The 19,447-nt window shown below is 61.8% G+C and carries 20 protein-coding genes; 15 read left to right on the top strand and 5 right to left on the bottom strand.

Annotated features, from left to right (window positions below; all coding sequences use genetic code 11):
* Positions 1 to 78: 78 nt before the first annotated feature.
* The 3 genes from HF931_RS08730 to HF931_RS08720 are packed head-to-tail and all read right to left on the bottom strand — an operon-like array spanning position 79 to position 3,779.
* The gene (locus HF931_RS08730; protein WP_035555580.1) at positions 79 to 1,089 is read right to left on the bottom strand and encodes an ABC transporter ATP-binding protein; all 1,011 of its coding nucleotides are present in this window, start codon (positions 1,087 to 1,089) and stop codon (positions 79 to 81) included.
* Entirely contained in the window at positions 1,086 to 2,699 is a 1,614-nt protein-coding gene (locus HF931_RS08725) for an ABC transporter permease (protein ID WP_273243157.1), read from the bottom strand. Before HF931_RS08725 ends, HF931_RS08730 begins: the two co-directional genes overlap by 4 nt.
* Positions 2,700 to 2,705: 6 nt before the next feature.
* The gene (locus tag HF931_RS08720) at positions 2,706 to 3,779 is read right to left on the bottom strand and encodes an extracellular solute-binding protein (protein WP_035555575.1); all 1,074 of its coding nucleotides are present in this window, start codon (positions 3,777 to 3,779) and stop codon (positions 2,706 to 2,708) included.
* A gap of 224 nt (positions 3,780 to 4,003) precedes the next feature.
* Between HF931_RS08720 and HF931_RS08715 the strand changes: the two genes are divergently transcribed.
* From HF931_RS08715 to HF931_RS08675, 9 genes are all read left to right on the top strand, one after another.
* Complete coding sequence (locus HF931_RS08715) at positions 4,004 to 4,252, top strand: hypothetical protein (protein ID WP_035555572.1); 249 nt, start codon at positions 4,004 to 4,006, stop codon at positions 4,250 to 4,252.
* Positions 4,253 to 4,290: 38 nt separating this feature from the next.
* A complete protein-coding gene (gene thiO / locus HF931_RS08710; protein ID WP_273243156.1) occupies positions 4,291 to 5,466 on the top strand; it encodes a glycine oxidase ThiO in 1,176 nt (391 codons plus the stop codon).
* A 24-nt stretch (positions 5,467 to 5,490) separates the two neighbouring features.
* Complete coding sequence (locus HF931_RS08705; protein ID WP_273243155.1) at positions 5,491 to 6,069, top strand: hypothetical protein; 579 nt, start codon at positions 5,491 to 5,493, stop codon at positions 6,067 to 6,069.
* A 2-nt stretch (positions 6,070 to 6,071) separates the two neighbouring features.
* Positions 6,072 to 6,401: a hypothetical protein gene (locus HF931_RS08700; RefSeq protein ID WP_273243154.1), complete on the top strand. Its 330-nt coding sequence runs from the start codon at positions 6,072 to 6,074 to the stop codon at positions 6,399 to 6,401.
* Positions 6,402 to 6,561: 160 nt separating this feature from the next.
* Positions 6,562 to 8,142 carry an ABC-F family ATP-binding cassette domain-containing protein gene (locus tag HF931_RS08695; protein WP_273243153.1) on the top strand — a complete coding sequence of 527 codons (1,581 nt, stop codon included), beginning with the start codon at positions 6,562 to 6,564 and terminating at the stop codon, positions 8,140 to 8,142.
* A 102-nt stretch (positions 8,143 to 8,244) separates the two neighbouring features.
* Entirely contained in the window at positions 8,245 to 8,649 is a 405-nt protein-coding gene (locus HF931_RS08690) for a thiol-disulfide oxidoreductase DCC family protein (protein ID WP_273243152.1), read from the top strand.
* Positions 8,642 to 10,303 carry an SDR family oxidoreductase gene (locus tag HF931_RS08685; protein ID WP_273243151.1) on the top strand — a complete coding sequence of 554 codons (1,662 nt, stop codon included), beginning with the start codon at positions 8,642 to 8,644 and terminating at the stop codon, positions 10,301 to 10,303. The genes HF931_RS08690 and HF931_RS08685 overlap by 8 nt, the downstream gene beginning before the upstream one ends.
* 86 nt (positions 10,304 to 10,389) lie before the next feature.
* A complete protein-coding gene (locus tag HF931_RS08680; RefSeq protein ID WP_273243150.1) occupies positions 10,390 to 11,562 on the top strand; it encodes an acyl-CoA dehydrogenase family protein in 1,173 nt (390 codons plus the stop codon).
* A gap of 129 nt (positions 11,563 to 11,691) precedes the next feature.
* The gene (locus tag HF931_RS08675) at positions 11,692 to 12,069 is read left to right on the top strand and encodes a hypothetical protein (protein ID WP_273243149.1); all 378 of its coding nucleotides are present in this window, start codon (positions 11,692 to 11,694) and stop codon (positions 12,067 to 12,069) included.
* Between the two features lie 85 nt (positions 12,070 to 12,154).
* Here the strand turns inward: HF931_RS08675 and HF931_RS08670 are convergent, their stop codons facing one another.
* On the bottom strand, positions 12,155 to 12,781 hold the full coding sequence (locus HF931_RS08670; RefSeq protein ID WP_273243148.1) for a sulfotransferase family protein: 627 nt from the start codon (positions 12,779 to 12,781) through the stop codon (positions 12,155 to 12,157).
* Between the two features lie 101 nt (positions 12,782 to 12,882).
* The gene (locus HF931_RS08665) at positions 12,883 to 14,895 is read right to left on the bottom strand and encodes a putative bifunctional diguanylate cyclase/phosphodiesterase (RefSeq protein ID WP_273243147.1); all 2,013 of its coding nucleotides are present in this window, start codon (positions 14,893 to 14,895) and stop codon (positions 12,883 to 12,885) included.
* 170 nt (positions 14,896 to 15,065) lie between these two features.
* Here HF931_RS08665 and HF931_RS08660 point away from each other — a divergent pair, with 170 nt between their 5' ends.
* The 6 genes from HF931_RS08660 (at position 15,066) to HF931_RS08635 (ending at position 19,443) form a co-directional block, all read left to right on the top strand.
* Positions 15,066 to 15,314 (top strand): DUF3297 family protein, encoded by a 249-nt coding sequence (locus HF931_RS08660; RefSeq protein WP_035555553.1) that lies wholly within the window; start codon positions 15,066 to 15,068, stop codon positions 15,312 to 15,314.
* Between the two features lie 65 nt (positions 15,315 to 15,379).
* Positions 15,380 to 15,964: an NnrU family protein gene (locus tag HF931_RS08655; RefSeq protein WP_273243146.1), complete on the top strand. Its 585-nt coding sequence runs from the start codon at positions 15,380 to 15,382 to the stop codon at positions 15,962 to 15,964.
* A gap of 3 nt (positions 15,965 to 15,967) precedes the next feature.
* Positions 15,968 to 16,369: a GFA family protein gene (locus HF931_RS08650; protein WP_273243145.1), complete on the top strand. Its 402-nt coding sequence runs from the start codon at positions 15,968 to 15,970 to the stop codon at positions 16,367 to 16,369.
* Between the two features lie 69 nt (positions 16,370 to 16,438).
* On the top strand, positions 16,439 to 17,275 hold the full coding sequence (gene panB / locus HF931_RS08645; protein ID WP_273243144.1) for a 3-methyl-2-oxobutanoate hydroxymethyltransferase: 837 nt from the start codon (positions 16,439 to 16,441) through the stop codon (positions 17,273 to 17,275).
* A gap of 69 nt (positions 17,276 to 17,344) precedes the next feature.
* On the top strand, positions 17,345 to 18,097 hold the full coding sequence (locus tag HF931_RS08640; RefSeq protein ID WP_273243143.1) for a hypothetical protein: 753 nt from the start codon (positions 17,345 to 17,347) through the stop codon (positions 18,095 to 18,097).
* Complete coding sequence (locus HF931_RS08635; protein ID WP_273243142.1) at positions 18,094 to 19,443, top strand: PQQ-like beta-propeller repeat protein; 1,350 nt, start codon at positions 18,094 to 18,096, stop codon at positions 19,441 to 19,443. Before HF931_RS08640 ends, HF931_RS08635 begins: the two co-directional genes overlap by 4 nt.
* The last annotated feature ends 4 nt before the right edge of the window (positions 19,444 to 19,447 follow it).

Genomic DNA, 19,447 nt, shown 5'->3' with positions numbered 1-19,447 from the left:
GTTGATTACATCTACATCCCTGATTTTATGGGACGCATATCCGGATGGCGAGGGATTCCTCGCACTCTAACGGAAATGTCAGGAATCTGCTGACTGGAAGATGAATGTCAATGCGGGGTCCAGCCGGATGCCGATCTCTGCACCAGCCTTCGGCGCTGTCATCCGCGGCACCAGCGCGACCAGCTCCTGTCCCGCACAATCCAGCAGCAATCGGCAGAGCGGCCCGGTCAGCTGGCTGGTCACCACCGTCGCCCGCACAGGCGAGGTTTCGTCCTGAACGACGCCCTCGGGCCTTACGACCAGTTCCGATCCGGCGGGCACGGCCTGCCCCGTCAGGCCCGCAGGCATATCCGGCCCGGAGATGCGACTGACCGGCCCCAGCGCAGCCGCAATCGCGGCGCTGTCCGGTTTCAGGTAAACATCACGCGCCAACCCCTGCTGCAACAGGCGCCCGCCTTGCAGAATGGCAATCGCATCGGAGCTTTCCAGCGCCTCGGTCGGGTCATGCGTCACCAGAAGGGCCGGAATGCCAGCTTCCCGAATGGCTGCCAGCGCCGTGTCGCGTACGCTGCCCCGCAGGGCCGGGTCGAGGCCGGAGAACGGCTCGTCCATCAGGATCGCTGCAGGCTCAGGTGCCAGCGCGCGGGCAATGGCGACGCGCTGCTGCTCCCCGCCGGACAATTCATGCGGATAGGCATCGGCCCGGCCCGTCAGACCCAGACGCGCCAGCCACTCCGCTGCGATCGTTCTGGCCGCCGCCTTGCCACGGGATTTCAGACCAAAGGCCACATTCTGCGCCGCCGTCAGATGCGGGAACAGAGCGAAATCCTGAAAGATCAGCCCGATGCGGCGCTTCTCTGCTGGCACCGTCTTTCCGGGCGCAGACAACATCTGGTCCCCAAGTCGGATCTCGCCCTCGTCCAGAGGCTCGAGACCGGCAAACAGGCGCAATAGCGTGGACTTGCCCGCGCCCGATCCGCCGAGCAATGCCGTGATCTTTCCCGGCTCCAGATCGAGGCTCACCCCGTTTACAACCGTGGACACGCCATAGCGGCGGGAAACGTTGCGGGCCGTCAGGTGAACGCTCATTCCGCATCCCCCGGACGCGAACGGCTCAGCCGCCAAGACAACAGGATCACGGGCAACAGGCCCGCCAGTGTGATCAGCAGCGAGGGCAGCGCCGCCGCCGCCAGCCGCTCATCCGTGGCATAGGCGTTCGCCCGCACGGACAGGGTGTCCCAATTGAACGGCCGCAACATCAAGGTCGCGGGCAGCTCTTTCAGGGACTCAACAAACAGGATCAGCGCACCAGCCATGGCGCCTGATAGCGCGACCGGCAGGTCAACGGAAACCGCCCGGCGCAGCGGCGATGCGCCGAGGCTTTCCGCGGCATAGCCCATTGAGGCGGGTGCCCGGCCCAGCGCAGCCACCATCGGTTCGGCGCCAGAAGTAGTGAACCTGCTGGCATAGACCCAGGCCAGCGCAAAAATCGCCCCTGCCCCGGTCAGCGTCAGGCCCAATTGCCCCATCACGATCAGCGCGCCGAGTGCCAGAACCGCACCCGGAATGGCATAGCCCGTTGACGCCATCAGCCGGGCAAACCCTGCGACCAGGCCGCTCTGGCGAACGGTCAGTGCGATCACCAGCGCCAGCACGAAGGCCAGCGCTGCACCGGAGCCCGCCAGGATCAGCGTGTTGAACAAGGCCCGGCCGATGGGCGCGATGCTGTCGCGGGATTCCATCACCAGCCAGACAAGTCGCGACACAGGCAGAACAAAAGCGACAAGGAAGATCAGGCCGCACAAGGCGCTTGCCGCCAGACCCGCGCCGAGCGGCAACCGCGCGCGGGACACTGTGCGCCAGCGCGTTGAGCTCTGCTGGCTGCCCGCCCGGCCGCGTGTGTAGCGTTCGGCAAGGATGAGCCCGATCACGATGGCCACAAGCACCAGCGCCAGTCGCGCCGCCGCGGCCGGTTCGCCGAAGCTCTGCCAGGCCCGCACGATGCCGAAGGTCAGCGTCGGCACGCCCAGATACTCCGCCGCGCCATAATCCGCCGCGGCCTCCATCAGGGCGAGCGCGAGACCGGCGGCAATGGCCGGGCGCGCGGCTGGCAGGGCAACCTGCCAGAAACGCCGGAAGCTGCTGGCGCCGAGGCTGCGTGCAGCTTCGAGTGCGCAGACCGATTGCGAGACAAAGGCGGCCCGCGCCGTGAGATAGACATAAGGATACAAGGCACAGGTCAGCACGAAGGCAAGCCCCGGCAGGTTGCGCATATCCGGAAACCAATAGTCCCGCGCCGACAAGCCCGTCACATCCCGGATGGCGACCTGAAACGGCCCCATCAGGCCCATAAGATCTGCATAGGCATAGGCCAGCACATAACCCGGCGCAGCCAGGGGAAGGATGAGCAGCCATTCGAACACGCCGCGCCCCGGAAACTGGTACATGGTCACCAGCCAGGCCGCCGGAACAGCCGTGATCAGGATCATGATCCCCGTCAGGGCCAGCATGCCGAGCGTGCCGCCGGTATAGCCGACCAACAGCGTGTCGCGGATATGGCTCCACGCATCGCCGCCACCATTCACCAGTCCGGCAATCAGCGTCACGAAGACCGGCACCGCAATGATCAGGCCCGCCATCAAGGCGGGCCCGTCAACGCTTCTGAACCGAAAGCTTCGAATGTCGCTCAAACTGGTCAAATGAAATCAGTTCCAGCCAGCCCGGTCATAAATGGCTTGTGCCCGTGCCTGATTTTCCCCCAGCGTATTGAGCGGGAAGACACTTTCCTTGAAGTCTGACGGCAAGCGCTCAAGACCGACCGGCATCTCTGCGCCCTCGACCAGCGGGATCTCCTTGGTCTCTGTGGTCAGCAGGAACTGCCCCTCTTCCCCGGACAGCCATTCGATGAACTGGATCGCCGCTTCCTTATGCGGCGCATTGGCGGCAACGCCTGCGCCCGTCACGTTCACGTGCGTGCCCCAGCTATCCTGCTGCGGGAAGGACAACATGGTCTTTTCTACCGTGTTGCGCTGGGTGTCGGAGCCTTGGGTCATACGCACCCAATAATAGTGATTGACGAGCGCGACGGAACACTGACCTGCAGCAATTGCCTCGATCTGGGTTGTGTCACCGCCTTGCGGCTGGCGGGCGAAATTCGCCACAACGCTGCGCGCCCAGGCCGCCGCTGTTTCCTCGCCCAGCCGGTCTACCAGCTCGCCCATCAGGGAGAGATTGTAAATGTTCGTGCTGGAACGCATGCAGACCTCGCCTTCAAAGGCCGCACTCGCAAGGTCGGCATATTCGTCTACTTGGTCGGGCTGAACACGGTCCGGATCGTAAACGATCACGCGCAAGCGCTTGGCGAGGCCGAACCAGTGCCCCTCCGGATCACGGAAATGCTCTGGAATGCGCTCGGACAGCACATCCGAATCCACCGGCTGCATCAGGCCTGCGTCCATGAACCGGTAGAGTGTGCCAGCATCGGACGAAAGAATGACGTCCGCGGGACTGTTGTCCCCCTCATTCTTCATCGCCTCAAGCAATTCGGCCGTACCGGATTCGCGGAATCGGACGCGAATGCCGGTCTCCTCCTCGAATTTCCGGTACATCTCCTTGTCGGAATCATAGTGCCGCGCCGAATATACATTCAGCACGCCCGCAGGCTCTGCCGGCGCAGTGGCCTCTGGCGCAACCGCTGCAGGTTCGGACGGTTCTTCAGTCGGCCCGCCACACGCAGCAACAAACGCGACGGCAGCAGCCAGAGGTGTATACCATTTCATGGAACCTACTTTCCTTCTCGAGCATTGATGGTCCGTTGAAACACACTTGAGAATGGATCGCAACAAAGAGATGCGCGACCTTTTTGCCCGAATTTTGCACATCTGAACGGAAAATCCGAAAGAGTCTCAAAACGGCTATGCTGCGCCGCAATATTTGAGGTAGAAGGGTTTGATACAAACAAACTCCACTTTTGTGGATATAAAGCCTGATGGTTGGGGAAAAAATGAACGACATTGTCTTGGATCTGGACTTGGGATCGCCTGAAGAAGACGCCCTTTTGTCTATCGTGCTGGACTCCTTCATTACCGAACAACTTTCTCACGATCTGGACGAAGCGCCTCAGATGATGGTGCGCACGGCATTCCGCCCCAGCGGACAGATGTGCAAGGAAGTCGTCTTCCAGAGCCGCAAATGGGCAGACGCCTTCAAATCCTACTGGGAAGTCCAGAAAATGCAGGCCAACGCGGCCTGAGCATTCATTTCTGCAATTCTATCGCCTAGATAGCGCGCATGACCTGCGCCGCTGCCAATTCCTCACATCCCCGCATTGCCATTGCAGGCGCAGGCATCATCGGGCTGAGCTGCGCGCTGGAACTTGCCCGGCGCGGCGCATCCGTCACCCTGTATGATCCGAACCCGCCCGGACGCGGCGCCAGCTGGGCCGCCGCCGGCATGATCGCCCCGGCCTTCGAAGCGGCCAGCGAAGAGGGCGTTCATCCGCGCCTGTTCGATCTTTGCCTTGAAAGCGCAGGTCTCTGGCCGGATTTCGCCGAGCAGCTGGAACGCGAGAGCGGCCAGTCCGTCGGCTATGCGCCCGGCCCCTCGCTCGCTGTCGCCGCAGATGAGGCCACGGCCAAACATCTGGACGGCATTCTGGAAACGCTTCAGGCCCGCGCCCTGCCCGGCGACCAGTTGGACATCGCCGCCGCCCGCGCCATAGAGCCCGCCCTCTCCCCGGATTTGTGCGGCGCCCTGCGACTCCAGACCGATGGCCATGTGAACAATCGCGCTGTCGTGTCTGCGCTGATCTCGGTCTGCGAACGCCATCCCGCCATCACACTCGAAGCCACCGCCGCGCCGCTCCATGCCTCCGGCAGCACACTGGCGATCGACGGCCATGATCTGTTGCTCGTCACCGCCGGCTGGCAGAGCGCCGCGCTGAAGGTGAGCGAACAGGGCAAACAATTCAGCCTCGTGAATTGGGAAACCACGCTGGACGAGATCGATACGTTCGGTGGCCAGATGCTGTCTGTAGAGCGACGCGCCGACCATCCTGACACGACGCTGCGCGCCGGGCCGATCTATATGGTGCCGCGTGGCCGGGAACTGGTCATTGGCGCCACGATGGAGCCGGGCCGCACGACGGGCATGCCGAACACGGATGATATTGCCGCGCTCCTGTCGCGCGCGGCGACCATCGTGCCCTCGCTGGCCGATGCGCGGATCGCCTCGACCTGGTCCGGCGTTCGCCCCGGTACGCCAGACCTCGCGCCCTTCCTCGGTCGCACGCGCCAGCCGAACATGTTTGTTGCCGCAGGCCACTATCGCAATGGCATCCTGCTGACTCCGATCACCGCCCGCATCATCGCCGACCTGATGCTGGAGGAGACCGCAAATCCCCTCGCCGAGGCATTCACGCCGAACCGGTTGCAATTTAAACGAAAAGTTGCTTATAGTCGAGGCTGACAACGATCACAGCTGACAACTTAAATGGCTAAAGATAGTAAACCGCCCTCCAGCGAAGAACAAATACGACCATTACCCGCCGGTGATAATTGGTTTTTAATCAGCGATATTAGTTCTGACTTAGATCCGACTAGAGCATTCCCAGTTTGGAGGTTTCACAACGCTGACTTAAATGACGTTAAAGTTGTACATGTCGAATTTTCCGATGGCCCTGATGGGAACGTGACACCGACCTCTATTGAAGAGCCAACTTTTGGCGGCCTTATGCAGCACTTCGTATATATGACCGCAGACGAACATGTCGGATTCACGGAAAGAGAAATAGGTTCATTAGACTCATTACGAGAACGAGCAAAAACTCTTTTGTCGAGGCTTACTTCACATCAGTCAACCTACTCTACCCGTTTCGATGACAAGCAGGCTGCAGCTAATTCTGAAGCACTCGGCATAGCATCCTTGATGCTTCCTCAAGACGGACAATTTGAAATGAGTGACAAGGAGGCTGAGGCAGTCATCGCCACACAAGTTCAGCAAATTTCTTTGAAGCTAAATAGTACAATCAATAGACTTGAAAAAACTATCCAAAAAATAGAAAGCAAGTAGTTATGGGAGCTGTTGATCTTTTTAGAGAAGTTATGACGTTGACCTCGAATGTTGCCCGCTTAGAGGGAACCCTTGATCGAATGGACAACTTGATTCGGGATTTGAACGATAGAATTTCAAAGCTCGAAAACAGTTCAGAACTTACTTTGGAGAAGGCTAAGAACGCAAGCATGATGCAAACTGCCGAGATGCATGGACAGATACTTGAACGTTTTGTCAAATTAGAAACTGACGTAAAAGGACTTCATGTTGCCCAAACGGCTTCGCTGTCTCGGCAAAGCTTGAATCACCACCAACTTGCATCCAACCAAGCCGACGACATCGATGGTTAAGCTCAACTAGAGCGGCTTCCCTTGAACTGGGCCGCGGAATGCGTATGTAGACGCCTCGATCCGCAGAGACACCATCCCGAGACAATATTGGAGGCCAAAGACATGGATTACGCAAAGCCCACCGCTTCGCTCTCCCTTTCCATGATGATCCGGCCTGCCCATGTCTTCTCTTCTCACGCTCGATTCCCTTTCCCTCACCACGCCTGACGGCACGCCGCTCTTTGACGGGCTGAACCTGTCGCTTGGCCGCGAACGCATTGGCCTTGTCGGGCGCAATGGCTGTGGCAAGTCCACACTGCTGCGCGCGATTGCCGGTGAGGTCACGCCCGCGCGCGGCACACTGTCCGTACACGCCCGGCTGGGCCGCCTTGCCCAGATTGCCGATGAGTCGCAGACCCTCAGCGAAACCCTCGGCGTGGCAGAAGGCCTTGCCCGGCTCGCGCGTCTGGCGGCGGGCGATGGCACACTGGAAGATGCTGAGCTGGCCGACTGGACGCTGGAAGCCCGGCTGGAAGAGACCCTCGCCTCCACCGGCCTGCGCGACATGCCGCTTGATACCCCCATGCCACAACTCAGCGGCGGCGAGCGCACACGCGTGATGATCGCCCGCCTTCTTCTGGAGCAGCCGGACATCCTGCTGCTGGACGAACCCACAAACAATCTCGATGCGGACGGGCGGTGTGCCATCGCCGACCTGCTCGCCCAGTGGCGCGGCGGCGCACTCATCGCCAGTCATGACCGGGACCTGCTGGAGCAGGTCGACCGGATCGTGGAATTGACCCCCATCGGTGTCACACTGTTCGGCGGCGGCTGGAGCGCCTTTCGCGAAGCGCGCAACGCGGCCCGCGCCCAGGCCGAAGCCGACCTTACCCGCTCCGCCGGTGCCCTCAAGCGTGCCGAGACAGACGCCCAGCGCGCCCGCGAGAAACAGGACCGGCGGGAAAAGCTGGGCCGGGCGACCCGCGCGCGCGGATCCCAGCCAAAGCTCGTGCTGAATGCCCGAGCCGAACGCGCCGAACACACATCTGCCCGCGGCGACCACCTCGCCGGACGCCTGATTGGCGACGCCGCAGACGCCTTCGAGGCCGCCCGCGCAAAAGTCGAGATCACCGCGCCCATCTCGATGGATGTGCCACACATAGACCTGCCCCATTCGAAAGACATTCTCCGCGTAAAAGACGCGGTCGCCGCCTTCGGGGATCGCCACCTGTTCGACCCGCTCTCGTTTGAGCTGCGCGGCCCCCGGCGCGTCGCCATCTCCGGCCCCAATGGCTCGGGCAAGTCCACGCTGATGCGGATGATCCTCGGCGAAATCCCCCCCGTCTCCGGCACGGTCGAGACGCTGACGCCGCGCATCGCCCGGCTGGACCAGCATGTCAGCCTTCTGCCGCGGGAAGGCTCCATCCTCGACGCGCTCCACACCGTGCAGCCGCATCTCAGCCGCAACGCGGCCCATGCCGCCCTCGCCCGCTTTGCCTTCCGCAACGAGGCGGCGCACCAATCCGTGAGCACGCTCAGCGGCGGCGAACGCCTGCGCGCTGGCCTCGCCGCCATCTTCGCCGCGCCCGAGCCGCCCGAACTCCTCCTGCTGGACGAGCCGACCAACCATCTCGACATGGCCACGATCGAAACCCTCGAAGCCACCCTCAACGCCTATACCGGCGCCCTCCTCGTCATCAGCCACGACCCCGCCTTCCTCCAGGCCATCGGCATCACGGACCACATTGCGCTCGACTGCTAGAAAGACCCTAATTGCAGACAAAGCGACGCACGCTCCCGACAGGCTTGGCCAATTGCTAAAATCAACATTAGATTGATGGCGTTCCTCACGGAGAGAGCCCGAATGACCGATGTTGCGCCACAAGATCTCATCGTCTTCGACGGATATTGTGTTTTCTGTTCGGGCTTCGCACATTTCATGACGCGGAATGACAAGCTCGGACGTTTCCGATTTGTTACAGCGCACTCTCAGACCGGGCAGAACCTCTATCGCAAATACGATCTCTGTCCGGAGGAGATGGAAACAAACATCGTGATAATCGGTGGCAGCGCATACACTCACATGCGCGCCTTCACAGCCGCTATGAGCACACTCGGCTGGCCGTGGCGCGCCGCCCGCATTTTGAATTTCTTGCCCGACGGATTCAGCAAGTCGCTCTATCTGCTGATCGCCCGCAACCGGTACAAGCTGGGAAGGCGCACATGCCCTATGCCTTCGCCCGAACTGAAGGCCCGGCTAATTGAGTAAGTGTGTTCTCATCCTGGGTGGATATGGCGTATTCGGAGGAAAACTGGCAAAGGCGCTCTCTGCCGACCCGCGGTTTGAGGTGATCGTCGCAGGTCGGAGCTTTTCGAAGGCTAGCGCTTTTTGCACGGGCACCCCCTGCCGCCCCGCTCAGCTGGACACGCACACGAACGATTTCGCTGACCGGCTTGCCGCCGAGGCCCCTTTCATCGTCGTAGACGCCTCAGGTCCGTTTCAGCGTCGCTGCGATGATCGCTACCCAATCGCACGGGCCGCGTTGGCGGCTGGTGCCCATTACCTCGACTTGTCCGACGACGGAGACTTCACAGCCAATATCTCGATCTTGAACGATCAGGCACGCGAGAAAGCCCTTACTGTCCTGTCGGGCGTATCCAGCGTACCGGCCCTGTCGTCCGCCGCGGTCACGCGGTTGAATTCGGGGATGGAGCAGATTGACCATATTGAAAGCGTCATCCTACCCGGCAATCGCGCCCCCCGCGGTTTGTCGGTCATCCGGGCGATCGCCGGACAGGCCGGGCGCCCAATGCGTATCTGGCAGGCCGGGCAATGGAAAGAGGTTACCGGATGGGGAGACATCACGACCCTGACTCTTTCCCTTCCCGGCGCGCCAACGCTCCGCCGCCGATGGGCCAGCCTGATTGGCGCGCCAGACCTTCAGCTTTTCCCCGCTCATTTCAATGCGCGATCCGTCAGCTTTCGCGCCGGTCTCGACCTGAAACTGATGCATGGCGGGCTCAGCCTTCTCTCACAGCCGGTACGCTGGAAATGGCTGCCCAGCCTGGCGCCGCTCGCCCGGCCGCTGAAATGGGTGGCCGACCGGCTGGAACCGTTCGGGTCGTCGACCGGAGGCATGCGCGTCTCGGTTACGGGCCTAAAAGCGAGGCGAGAACCCATCGCGCGTGACTGGACACTGATCGTGGAGGGTGGCGACGGCCCTGCCATTCCGGCCATCCCTGCTGAAATCCTCTGCCGCAAGATCGCCAGCGGAGAAATCGCGCCGGGTGCGCGCCCCTGCCTCAATGAGTTCACCCTGGACGAAGCCGAACATGCCCTGGGTCGACTGCGCGTAACGACGGGACAGACGGAGCGCCCTGCTCCCTTCCTCTTTACGACAATTCTCGGCGACCAATTCAAGCGCCTCCCACCCCCGATCCAACAGCTCCACGCGGTCAGTCACGCCCGGCGCTGGACAGGCCGCGCAAGTATTGTTCGGGGCACCAGCCTGCTGTCGCGCCTTGCAGGGGCCATTGCCGGCTTTCCTCCGGCCGGCAATGATGTCCCCGTCACGGTCAGCATGACCCGCAACGGCGAGGCGGAAACCTGGCAACGAACCTTTGGAACGCACACTTTCCGATCCCAACTGTCTGCCGCATCCCCACCCGGCAGCGGCCGCATGCGCGAGCGCTTTGGCCTGCTCAGCTTCACGATAGCGCTCGGCGTCAATGACACGCATCTGGCATACCCAGTCGTCTCAGCCCGCCTTCTGGGTGCCCCCTTACCCCCATTCCTCCGCCCGCGCAGCACGACCCGGGAAACCGTAGATGCGCAAGGCCGCGCCTGCTTCGACGTGCGCATCGACCTGCCGCTTGGTGGCCATGTTGCGACCTATACCGGATGGCTGGAGCCGAACGACTGACCACATTGCGCTCGACTGACGCAGGGCCATCGCTGGACGGGCCTGCCTGCCCGGCTTAAGTCTGGGCGACAGGAGGATACCGTCACATGCACCAGATCGCGCCGATGAGTGAAGACCAGACCGCCATCAAGGCCGCCGTCGAAAAAACGCTCGAACCCTTTGGGGACGAGTATTGGGCGAAGACCGACGAGACCGGCAACTGGCCGGAGGAATTCTGCGACGCCATGGCCGCGGGTGGCTGGCTGGGCATTGCCTTTCCCGAAGAATATGGCGGCGCAGGCCTCGGCCTGACCGAAGCGGCGCTGATGATGCAAACCGTCACGCGCACCGGCGCGGGCTATTCCGGCGCCTCGGCCATCCACCTCAACATTTTCGGGCCGAAGCCGCTGGAGCGGTTCGGCAATCCGGAACAGAAGCGCGAAAACCTGCCCAAGATCATCTCCGGCGAGGAGAAGATGTGCTTTGCCGTGACCGAGCCGAATTCCGGCCTCGACACGTCCAGCCTGGAGACCAAGGCCGAGCGCACGAACACCGGCTACACAATCAATGGCCGCAAGATCTGGACGACCGGGGCCCAGCGCGCCGACAAGATCCTCATCATCGCGCGCACCACGCCCAAGGACCAGTGCGCCAAGCCGTATCTCGGCCTCTCCCTGTTCTACACAGACCTCGACCCGAACAAGATCGAGCGCCAGCCGATCCCGAAAATGGGCCGCAAGGCGGTGGAGTGCAACATGCTCTACATTGACGGTCTGGAAGTGCCGAAAGACCACCTCATCGGCGAGGAAGGCGAAGGCTTCAAATACCTGCTTCAGGGCCTGAACCCTGAGCGCGTCCTGTTCGCCGTGGAATCCATCGGCCTCGGCTTTGCGGCGCTGGAACGCGCGGCGACCTATGCGAAAGAGCGCGTCGTCTTTGGCCGTCCGATTGGGCAGAACCAGGGCATCCAGCATCCACTGGCCAAGGCATGGGCCGAACTGTCGGCCGCCGAAATGCTCGCCTACAAGGCCGCCGGTCTCTATGATGCCGGACAGGATTGCGGGGCCGAAGCGAACGCCGCGAAATATCTCGGCACCGAGGCCGGCTTCCGCGCCTGCGAGACCGCCGTGCTGACTCATGGCGGCATGGGCTATGCGAAGGAATATCATGTCGAGCGTATGATGCGCGAAGCCATGCTCGCCCGCATCGCCCCGGTCAGCCGCGAAATGATCCTCAACTTCATCGCCGAACGCGTCCTAGGCCTGCCGAAGAGTTACTAATTAATCCGGGGACAGATTTCAGCCTCTCCCCGGCCCTGAACTCTGAAAACCCCTGATCTGCCCGGCAGGTCAGGGGTTTTTCTTTGTCCCGTATCCGACAGGCCCTCGCGCTGTGGCAGGCTAAGCGGCATGGACTCGCTGTTTCGCCCCCTTGCAACACCGCTGCCGGCGCATCTGGAACCCTACCGGTTCTGGATCTGGCTGCAGATCGTGATGATCCGCGCCTATGTGCGTGCGGTGCGCGGCAAGGGCGTGCTGTTCAGCACGCTGATCGACCGGCGCGGCAATGTCTATCTCAACTGGATCGAGAAGGCCCCGGAAGACCTGACGCCTGATCCGTTCAGCTTCACTCCCTCCAAAGCCTATCAAGAGGCCCTCACCGGCCCGGACCCCGCTCATCCCGGCGAACGCCGGGACCTCCCGCAAATCGCCGCGCCCTCTCCGCGCCGCATCGCGTACATCCCGCATGTCTTCACGCAGGGCCCCTTGCCCTTGCCGGACACCTGACCGCGATCCCCACCTCCAGAAAACCCAGCCCCACGACCGAAGCGCCCTCACAGGCGTCGCATGTGCGGGTGGCACGCTCGTCTCCCTACAGATCGTCGGCCTTCTTCATGTGTTCGAAGAATTCTTCCTTTGTGTTGGTCCGCGGATAAGGCTCATCCGGGAGCGGCACATCGAGGAAGGCGCACAGGGGCGCCCAACCATCCTTGGCCGAATGCACCAGAAGGCGCTCGGCCGGAATGGCGGCCTTCACCGCGGCCTCATGCGCCTCGAAGGCGGCGATGATGCCATCCCGGTCGCGGGCACCGCCCAGGCTGCGCTCCAGCACTTTGGAGACCATCCTGAACCATTCCACCGCGGGCGGCGGCCAGGACGCCTCATCCCAGACCGTGGCTAGGATGGTTTCGGAAATACTGTTGTACCAGCTCTCGGCTGAGCGCGAGGAAAGGATCACTTTGGCGTCCGGATACGCGGCGGCGAGCTCCTGCCAGAAGGCGGCGGTCGGCCAGTCTACCGCCGCGCCATAGCCGGCATAGATCGCCTCGAAATCCGCGCGCCCGGCCAGCGCCTCATTCCAGAGCGGCACCTGCGCATCGCCATTCTCGATCACCTCGATCATGTGGTGGCAAGGCCCGAATCCCAATTGTTCCAGAGCCAGCTTCAAGGACATTGTGCCTGTTCGGCCAAATCCTGCGCTGAAAACCGATAGTGTCATACTGTCCCCTCCCAACTGCCAGAATTGCAGTATGGAGACCGAATTATCACACCCGGCAGGGAGTTGACAGAAGAATCGGAAACGTCCGTTGCAGGCGAGGCTCAGGCCACGTCGCGGCGCGGGACAGGAACCAGGGTGCCCATGCCCTCAAAGCTTTCCTCGCCCGTCAGGTAAGGCAGCATCTTTTCAGCCGTCAGCGGGGTCGAGAAATAAAAGCCCTGCACCAGATGGCATCCGGCCGCACGGACATGCTCCAACTCCTCGCGCGTCTCCACGCCTTCGGCAACGCAGGCGATCGACAGAGACCGGCACAGACGGCTGATGGTCCGCACAAGGCCGAAGCTCTTGTCATTGCTCTCGATCGAGGACACGAAGCTGCGGTCAATCTTGACGATGTCGAATTCCAGCTCCTGCAGGTATCGCAGGGAAGAAAATCCCGTGCCGAAATCATCAAGCGCGATCTTCACGCCAAGTTCGCGGAACTTCATGAGATTCTTGTGCACCTCGGTAAAGTCCGTCAACAGGGAGGTCTCGGTCACCTCAATGGAAATCCGCTTGCGCAAGCTTGGGGGCTGACGAATCAGCATGGAGGCCATCAAATCCGTGCACTGCCGACTGTTCACATCCTGCGCAGACAGGTTCACGGCAATGCAGGCATTGTCCGGCCAGACTTTCAGCTGGGCAATCACCTTGCGGAACACGGCCAGCGTCATTTCCTGGGTCATGCCTGCCTTCTCGGCAATCGGCACAAACTCGCCCGGCGGCACCATGCCGATTTCCGGACTGTCCCAGCGCGCCAGCGCTTCGCACCGGCTGATCGTGCCATCATGCGTATCGATGATGGGCTGGAAGACGAGATGAATTTCGCGGTCGAGCCGCGCATTCTTGAAGGCCTGATGGACAAGCACTTCGCGGCGCTTGCTTTCAGCGTGACGGGAGGAGAATTCCACCACGGCGCCGGCCGCCTGCTCTTTCGCGCGGAACAGGGCAAAGTCCGCCTGCTCCAGAAGATCCTTGGCCGAGGCAACTTCAAAGCCCCGTGAGGACAGTCCGATCGAAGCCGACACACGGCTTGTATCACCGCTCGGCAGGATGACGGGATGGCCGACCTGCTTCACCAGCTCCTCGGAAAAGTCCAGCACATCCTTACGGCACATATCCCACGGCAGGACATAGGCAAACTCGTCCCCGCCAAGGCGCGCCACCACGCCGCCCCACCGGGCAACTGCAGTCTTCAGGCGCGCGGCCGTCTCCACCAGCACAGCGTCACCTGCAGAATGTCCGAACACGTCATTCAGCGGCTTGAAACCATCAAGATCAACCAGGCCAACTATCGGCATTTCGCCATCCGGGCACCGGTCGAAAAAGAGATTTATCTGTTCAAAGAACCGGCGGCGGTTCGGCAGGCCAGTCAACGTGTCGGACAGCGCCAGGAAGCGATTGGATTCGGCAAGGCCCGATGCGCGCTCATTCTCTGAAACCAGTTCGGAGTGGAGGTTTACGGACTCCACAATCCGCTGCTTGTGGGCATAGGACACTTTGAAGAACACGAGATAGGACACCGCCATCGGCACCACGATAAAACTGTACGACGCCGGATGGGCCAGAACGAACAGAGCGCTGAAGACGAACAAAGTGCCGATCAGGCCGATTGCCACGATGCGCGGGCGCGGCATGGAACACATCATGCCAACCGGGCCGATCAACCCCGTGAACAGGGCCAGCTGTGTCTCGCGAGCCCCTTCCGCATAGGGGAATAGCAGGCAAATCCATCCTCCCAGCACGATGAAAATGGTCACTGAGCCAATTTCCATGGCCCGGAAATCTCTTTTCGCCTTGTCCGGATCGGTGAAATCTGCCTGCGACATCTGCCAGTGACTGATGCGCAGGATACTCCCAACAATAAAGAAGGCGGGAATACCGAGTGTCAGGTAAAGCGGCGCAGCCTCAAGGAAGCACAGGCCCAGTGAAAACGCCGCAACACACAGCATGACATACAGCGCCGGCAGATTTTGGGTGGTCGCCCGAATCTGCTCCATCATCACGGCCTCATCCATGGACCGCGCATTGTGCAGCATGGCGCGATAGTGCTTTATGTCGGAAATTCTTTGCATCGACGATTCACTCTATTGAGCATCGACGCTTAAGCCCTGTTCTATAAAGCCCGGTTTAGGTGACGGAAAATTCCACAGCTTGTCGTTAACGCTACCTTCACAGTGTAAAACCGCGTCAGACTTGCGTCTGGCCACTTGCTTTTCCCGGATTCGCTGGCAAAGAGCGAAGCATGACTGACACACTTCCAGACCGCCTCGCCCTAGACCCGGCCAGCAAGTATCACGATGCAGACCTGCTGCAGCGTGAGATCGGCGTACGCTTCAATGGCGTCGAGAAAACCAATGTCGAGGAGTACTGCATCTCCGAAGGCTGGATCCGTGTTGCCGCCGGCAAGGCTGTCGACCGCAAGGGCCGCCCCCTGACGTTGAAGCTGAAGGGCGAAGTGGAAGTGTGGATCAAGGACGAGCCAGAGAGCTGAAGGCCAACTGCTTTCTTCCAGAATTGAATGACTCGGCATAAACCTCTCACCGGGAGGAATTTGTCATGCCATATCTTGTCGCCGGACTGGTCCTGTTCTTCGGGGTCCATCTGTTTTCCGCTTTCCGCAGCCGCGCGCCGGGCAAGGATCTGCGCCAACGGCTCGGCTACGCGCCTTATATGGGCCTCTACAGTCTCGTGGCGATTGCGGGCTTTGTACTGATCATCATCGGCTATGACCAGGCTCGCTGGATCGGCTCGCTCTATTTCCCGCCGGTCTGGGGCCGGCATGTTACGATGGCGCTGATGCTGCCTGCGATGATCGCCCTGGCCGCGGCCTACCTGCCCGCCGGGCGGATCAAGAAAGCGCTGAAACACCCCATGCTGGTTGCTGTGAAGCTGTGGGCGCTGGGCCATCTGATCGCCAATGGCGAATGGAATTCCGTGGTCCTCTTCACCAGCTTCCTCGCCTATGCCGTGATTGACCGCATTGCCGTCAAGAAGCGTGGGGACAACGGCCCTGACCCAGATGCGCCGTCTTCCACACTGGGGGACATCGGCGCGCTCATTATCGGCATCGGGGCCTATCTGGTGTTCGTGTTCCACCTGCACGAATGGCTGATCGGCGTACCGGTCGTGCTGAAGGGCTAGCGGATGGAGGCCCAATGCGCCTGCGGCCAGCTGGTCGTCATCCTGACCGTAGATGTGACGCCGGCTGTCGTTGCCTGTCATTGCACGGCCTGCCAGCGCCGCTCGGGCTCGCCCTTTGGCGTTGGCGCCTACTACCCCCGCGCCCTGCTCTCCTTCTCGGGCGATAGCCGTGCCTGGACCCGGCAGGCCGACAGCGGCGGCGCGTTCACCACCCATTTCTGCCCGGTCTGCGGCTCCAGCGTTTACTGGACCACGGAGAAGCACCCGGACGCGGTTGGCATTGCTGTCGGGGCGATTGCAGATCCACACTTTCCAGCGCCTGTCCGGTCTGTCTGGGAAGAGACCCGGCATGACTGGGTCGTGATCACCTCCGCCACCCAGCACTTCCCGAAGGGCCGCAGCTGACCGCCCGTCAATGGCAGGCCCGGCGTCCGCCGCTTGCTCGCCGGTCTGAGGCAGGCTAAGTCGCTGGCCATGTCGAAACAAACCCGAATTTCCCGCAAGACCGTCAAGGACATCGCCGCCGCCAAGGGCGGGGAGCCGCTCGTCTGCCTGACCGCCTATGACGCGCCGATGGCCGAGATCATGGACCCGCATGCCGATCTGATCCTCGTCGGTGACAGCCTTGGCATGGTGGTCCACGGCCTGCCCTCCACGGTCGGCGTCACGATGGAAATGATGATCCTGCACGGTCAGGCCGTCATGCGCGGCAGCCAACAAGCCTTCGTGGTCGTGGACATGCCCTTCGGCAGCTATGAGACCAGCGAGGATCAGGCCTTCCTGAATGCCGCGCGGATCATGAAGGAAACCGGCTGTCAGGCCGTGAAGATCGAGAGTGGCGCCTATGCAGCCACCCAGATCGCGCATCTGGTCGAGCGCGGCATTCCGGTGATGGGCCATGTCGGCCTGCGCCCACAGGCGGTCAATGTCGATGGCGGTTTCCGCGCCAAGGGCCGCACGGGGTCTGAACGCGATATCGTGCTGAACGAGGCCCGCGCGGCTGACCGGGCGGGCGCATTCGCCATTGTGATCGAGGGCGTCGCCCGGGATCTTGCAGACGAGATCACCGCCGAGGTCAGCTGTCCCACAATCGGCATCGGGGCCTCAGCCAGCTGTGATGGCCAGGTGCTGGTGACACAGGACATGCTGGGCCTGTTCGATTGGGCGCCGAAATTCGTACGCCGCTATGGTGACCTGCGCACCGACATAGATGCCGCCATCAGCAAGTTTGCCGCCGATGTCCGGTCCCGCGAATTCCCCGGCCAGGCAGAGACCTATTCCCTGCGAAAACCTGATGCCAAACAGCCCTGACACGTTGCAGCTGGACGCAGGCACGTCTAGGTTCCCCCCGAAATCAGATTACCCGATCGGAGCGCCCCGTTGAGCGACATTTTTGACGAAGTCGAAGAAAGCATCCGTCAGGACAAGATGGAAGGCCTGTGGAAACGCTACAGGCCGTTCATCTATGGCGCGGCGGCGCTGCTCGTGGGGGCTGTGGCTCTCAACGAATTTGTTCTGCGCCCGCAAGCCGAACAGGCCCGCAATGAGCGTGCCCTGGCATTCGAAACCGCGCTGAACCTGCTGGAAGACGATCAGTATGTAGAGGCTGAAGCCGCCTTCCGCGAACTGGCCGAAGGCAATGGCAAGATCGCCCCGCTGGCCGCGCAATATCTGGCGCAGACCCAGTATGAAGGGGGCGGTGACGCCACCAGCGCCACGCGCACCCTGTCTGCTGCCGCCGCCGTGGAAGGCAGCCCGTATGAGCGCCTGTCGATCCTGAAGACAGCCTATTTCTCGGTCGATACCCAGTCCATGCAGGATCTGGAAGCGACGCTCGGCAGTCTGGTCGAGGATGAAGGCCCGCTCGGCGCGCTCGCCCGCGAACTGATCGCCGCAAAGGCTTTCGAGACTGGCGACATCGCCCGCGCCCGCACAGAGTTCAATCGCCTGCGCTTCGACGCAGCCGCCCCCGAAGGCGTAAAGCGCCGCGCCGAGATCGCGCTGGCCGCTATTCCGCCTGCCCCCGCCTCTGCGGACGCAGACGAGGTAGACGCAGGCACCACCGATGCACCGGACGACAGCAGCGCGGCTGCCGAGACCGATTCCGCCGATATTGAGGAGACTGGCCAATGAGGCTTTCCCGCCGTTTTCAGCTGACCGCGACCGCAACCGCCCTGGTTGCGCTGTCGGCTTGCAGCAGCATCCCCTTCCTCGGCAATTCCGGGGATGACGAGAAGGAACAGCTCGACAAGGCTGGCCGCGTCACCATGGTGCTGGCTGAGGAAGCCATCGAAGCATCTCCGGATCTGGCCACCCAGTCCATCGACCTGCCGGAAGCGCAGACACTGACCTCCTGGCCTGAAGCGGGCGGCACGCCTGCCAAGGCGCCCGGTCATGTCATCGCTGCGCAGGACATGAAGGTCGCCTGGCGCACCTCCGTCGGCAAAGGTTCCAGCAACAAATCCGCCGTGACCACGCCGCCCGTGGCCAGCGAAACCGCGATCTTCACGCTGGACGCTGACCAGACGATCTACGCCACAGACATGTCCAACGGCCGGACGCTCTGGAAAAAGGAACTCAAGGGCCTGACCAAGCGCGACAAGACTGCGCTCGGCGGTGGCCTCGCTGTGAATGGCGATACGCTGATCGTTGCAAGCGGCTTTGGCTATATCATGCGCCTCAACGCAGCAGATGGCAGCGAGATCTGGAAACGCGAACTGGGTGTTCCGATGACCGGCGCCCCGACCGTCAAGGATGGCTCGATCTTTGTGGCCTCCAACAATAACGAAGTCTTTGCACTGGATCTCGAAACCGGTGACACCGACTGGAGCGATCAGGCCATCGCGGAAACCGCCCGCGTTCTGGGCAGCCCGAGCCCGGCCGCCATCGAAGACTTCGTGATCGCGCCCTACTCTTCAGGCGAAATCATCGCCTATCTCGCGAACAATGGCCGCCGGCTGTGGACCGACGCCATTTCGCAGGCCGGCCGCTTCACGCCGATTTCCGAGATCAACGACATCGGCTCCCGCCCGGTTCTGGCCGGTGGCCTTGTGTTTGCGTCCAGCCAGTCCGGCATCACCGTGGCGATTGATGGGCGCAGCGGCAATCGCGTCTGGGCGAAACCAATTGGCTCGACCCAGGCCCCTGCCCTGGCATCGCAATACCTGTTCATCATCGGAACCAATGCCCGTCTGGCTGCGCTTGACGCTGGCACGGGCGAAGCCTTCTGGGTAACGGAACTGCGTCAGTACAAGAACGAGAAGAAGAAGAAAAAGCGGATCAGCTATGCCGGGCCGCTACTGGCCTCGGGCCGCGTGCTGATCGTGTCGTCTGATGGCGAACTGCTGGCCTTTGATCCGCAGACGGGGGAGCAGACCGACTCTCTCGACATCAAGGACACTGTCTATATCGAACCCATCGCCGTTCAGGGGAAACTCTTCCTGCTGACCGACGATGCCAAACTGGTTGCCATTCAGTAGCAGG

This window comes from Hyphomonas atlantica corrig., from assembly GCF_017795365.1.
In the GTDB taxonomy this organism is placed as follows: Bacteria; Pseudomonadota; Alphaproteobacteria; order Caulobacterales; family Hyphomonadaceae; genus Hyphomonas; species Hyphomonas atlantica.
This window is presented reverse-complemented; position numbering and strand designations above follow the sequence as displayed.

Coding starts and splice junctions, on each gene's coding strand:
- HF931_RS08730 (WP_035555580.1), bottom strand. CDS start 1,089: ATGAGCGTTCACCTGACGGCCCGCAACGTTTCCCGCCGCTATGGCGTG.
- HF931_RS08690 (WP_273243152.1), top strand. CDS start 8,245: ATGACCGATGTTGCGCCACAAGATCTCATCGTCTTCGACGGATATTGT.
- HF931_RS08665 (WP_273243147.1), bottom strand. CDS start 14,895: ATGCAAAGAATTTCCGACATAAAGCACTATCGCGCCATGCTGCACAAT.
- HF931_RS08680 (WP_273243150.1), top strand. CDS start 10,390: ATGCACCAGATCGCGCCGATGAGTGAAGACCAGACCGCCATCAAGGCC.
- HF931_RS08720 (WP_035555575.1), bottom strand. CDS start 3,779: ATGAAATGGTATACACCTCTGGCTGCTGCCGTCGCGTTTGTTGCTGCG.
- HF931_RS08695 (WP_273243153.1), top strand. CDS start 6,562: ATGTCTTCTCTTCTCACGCTCGATTCCCTTTCCCTCACCACGCCTGAC.
- HF931_RS08675 (WP_273243149.1), top strand. CDS start 11,692: ATGGACTCGCTGTTTCGCCCCCTTGCAACACCGCTGCCGGCGCATCTG.
- HF931_RS08655 (WP_273243146.1), top strand. CDS start 15,380: ATGCCATATCTTGTCGCCGGACTGGTCCTGTTCTTCGGGGTCCATCTG.
- panB (WP_273243144.1), top strand. CDS start 16,439: ATGTCGAAACAAACCCGAATTTCCCGCAAGACCGTCAAGGACATCGCC.
- HF931_RS08715 (WP_035555572.1), top strand. CDS start 4,004: ATGAACGACATTGTCTTGGATCTGGACTTGGGATCGCCTGAAGAAGAC.
- HF931_RS08635 (WP_273243142.1), top strand. CDS start 18,094: ATGAGGCTTTCCCGCCGTTTTCAGCTGACCGCGACCGCAACCGCCCTG.
- HF931_RS08670 (WP_273243148.1), bottom strand. CDS start 12,781: ATGACACTATCGGTTTTCAGCGCAGGATTTGGCCGAACAGGCACAATG.
- HF931_RS08650 (WP_273243145.1), top strand. CDS start 15,968: ATGGAGGCCCAATGCGCCTGCGGCCAGCTGGTCGTCATCCTGACCGTA.
- HF931_RS08660 (WP_035555553.1), top strand. CDS start 15,066: ATGACTGACACACTTCCAGACCGCCTCGCCCTAGACCCGGCCAGCAAG.
- HF931_RS08700 (WP_273243154.1), top strand. CDS start 6,072: ATGGGAGCTGTTGATCTTTTTAGAGAAGTTATGACGTTGACCTCGAAT.
- thiO (WP_273243156.1), top strand. CDS start 4,291: ATGACCTGCGCCGCTGCCAATTCCTCACATCCCCGCATTGCCATTGCA.
- HF931_RS08705 (WP_273243155.1), top strand. CDS start 5,491: ATGGCTAAAGATAGTAAACCGCCCTCCAGCGAAGAACAAATACGACCA.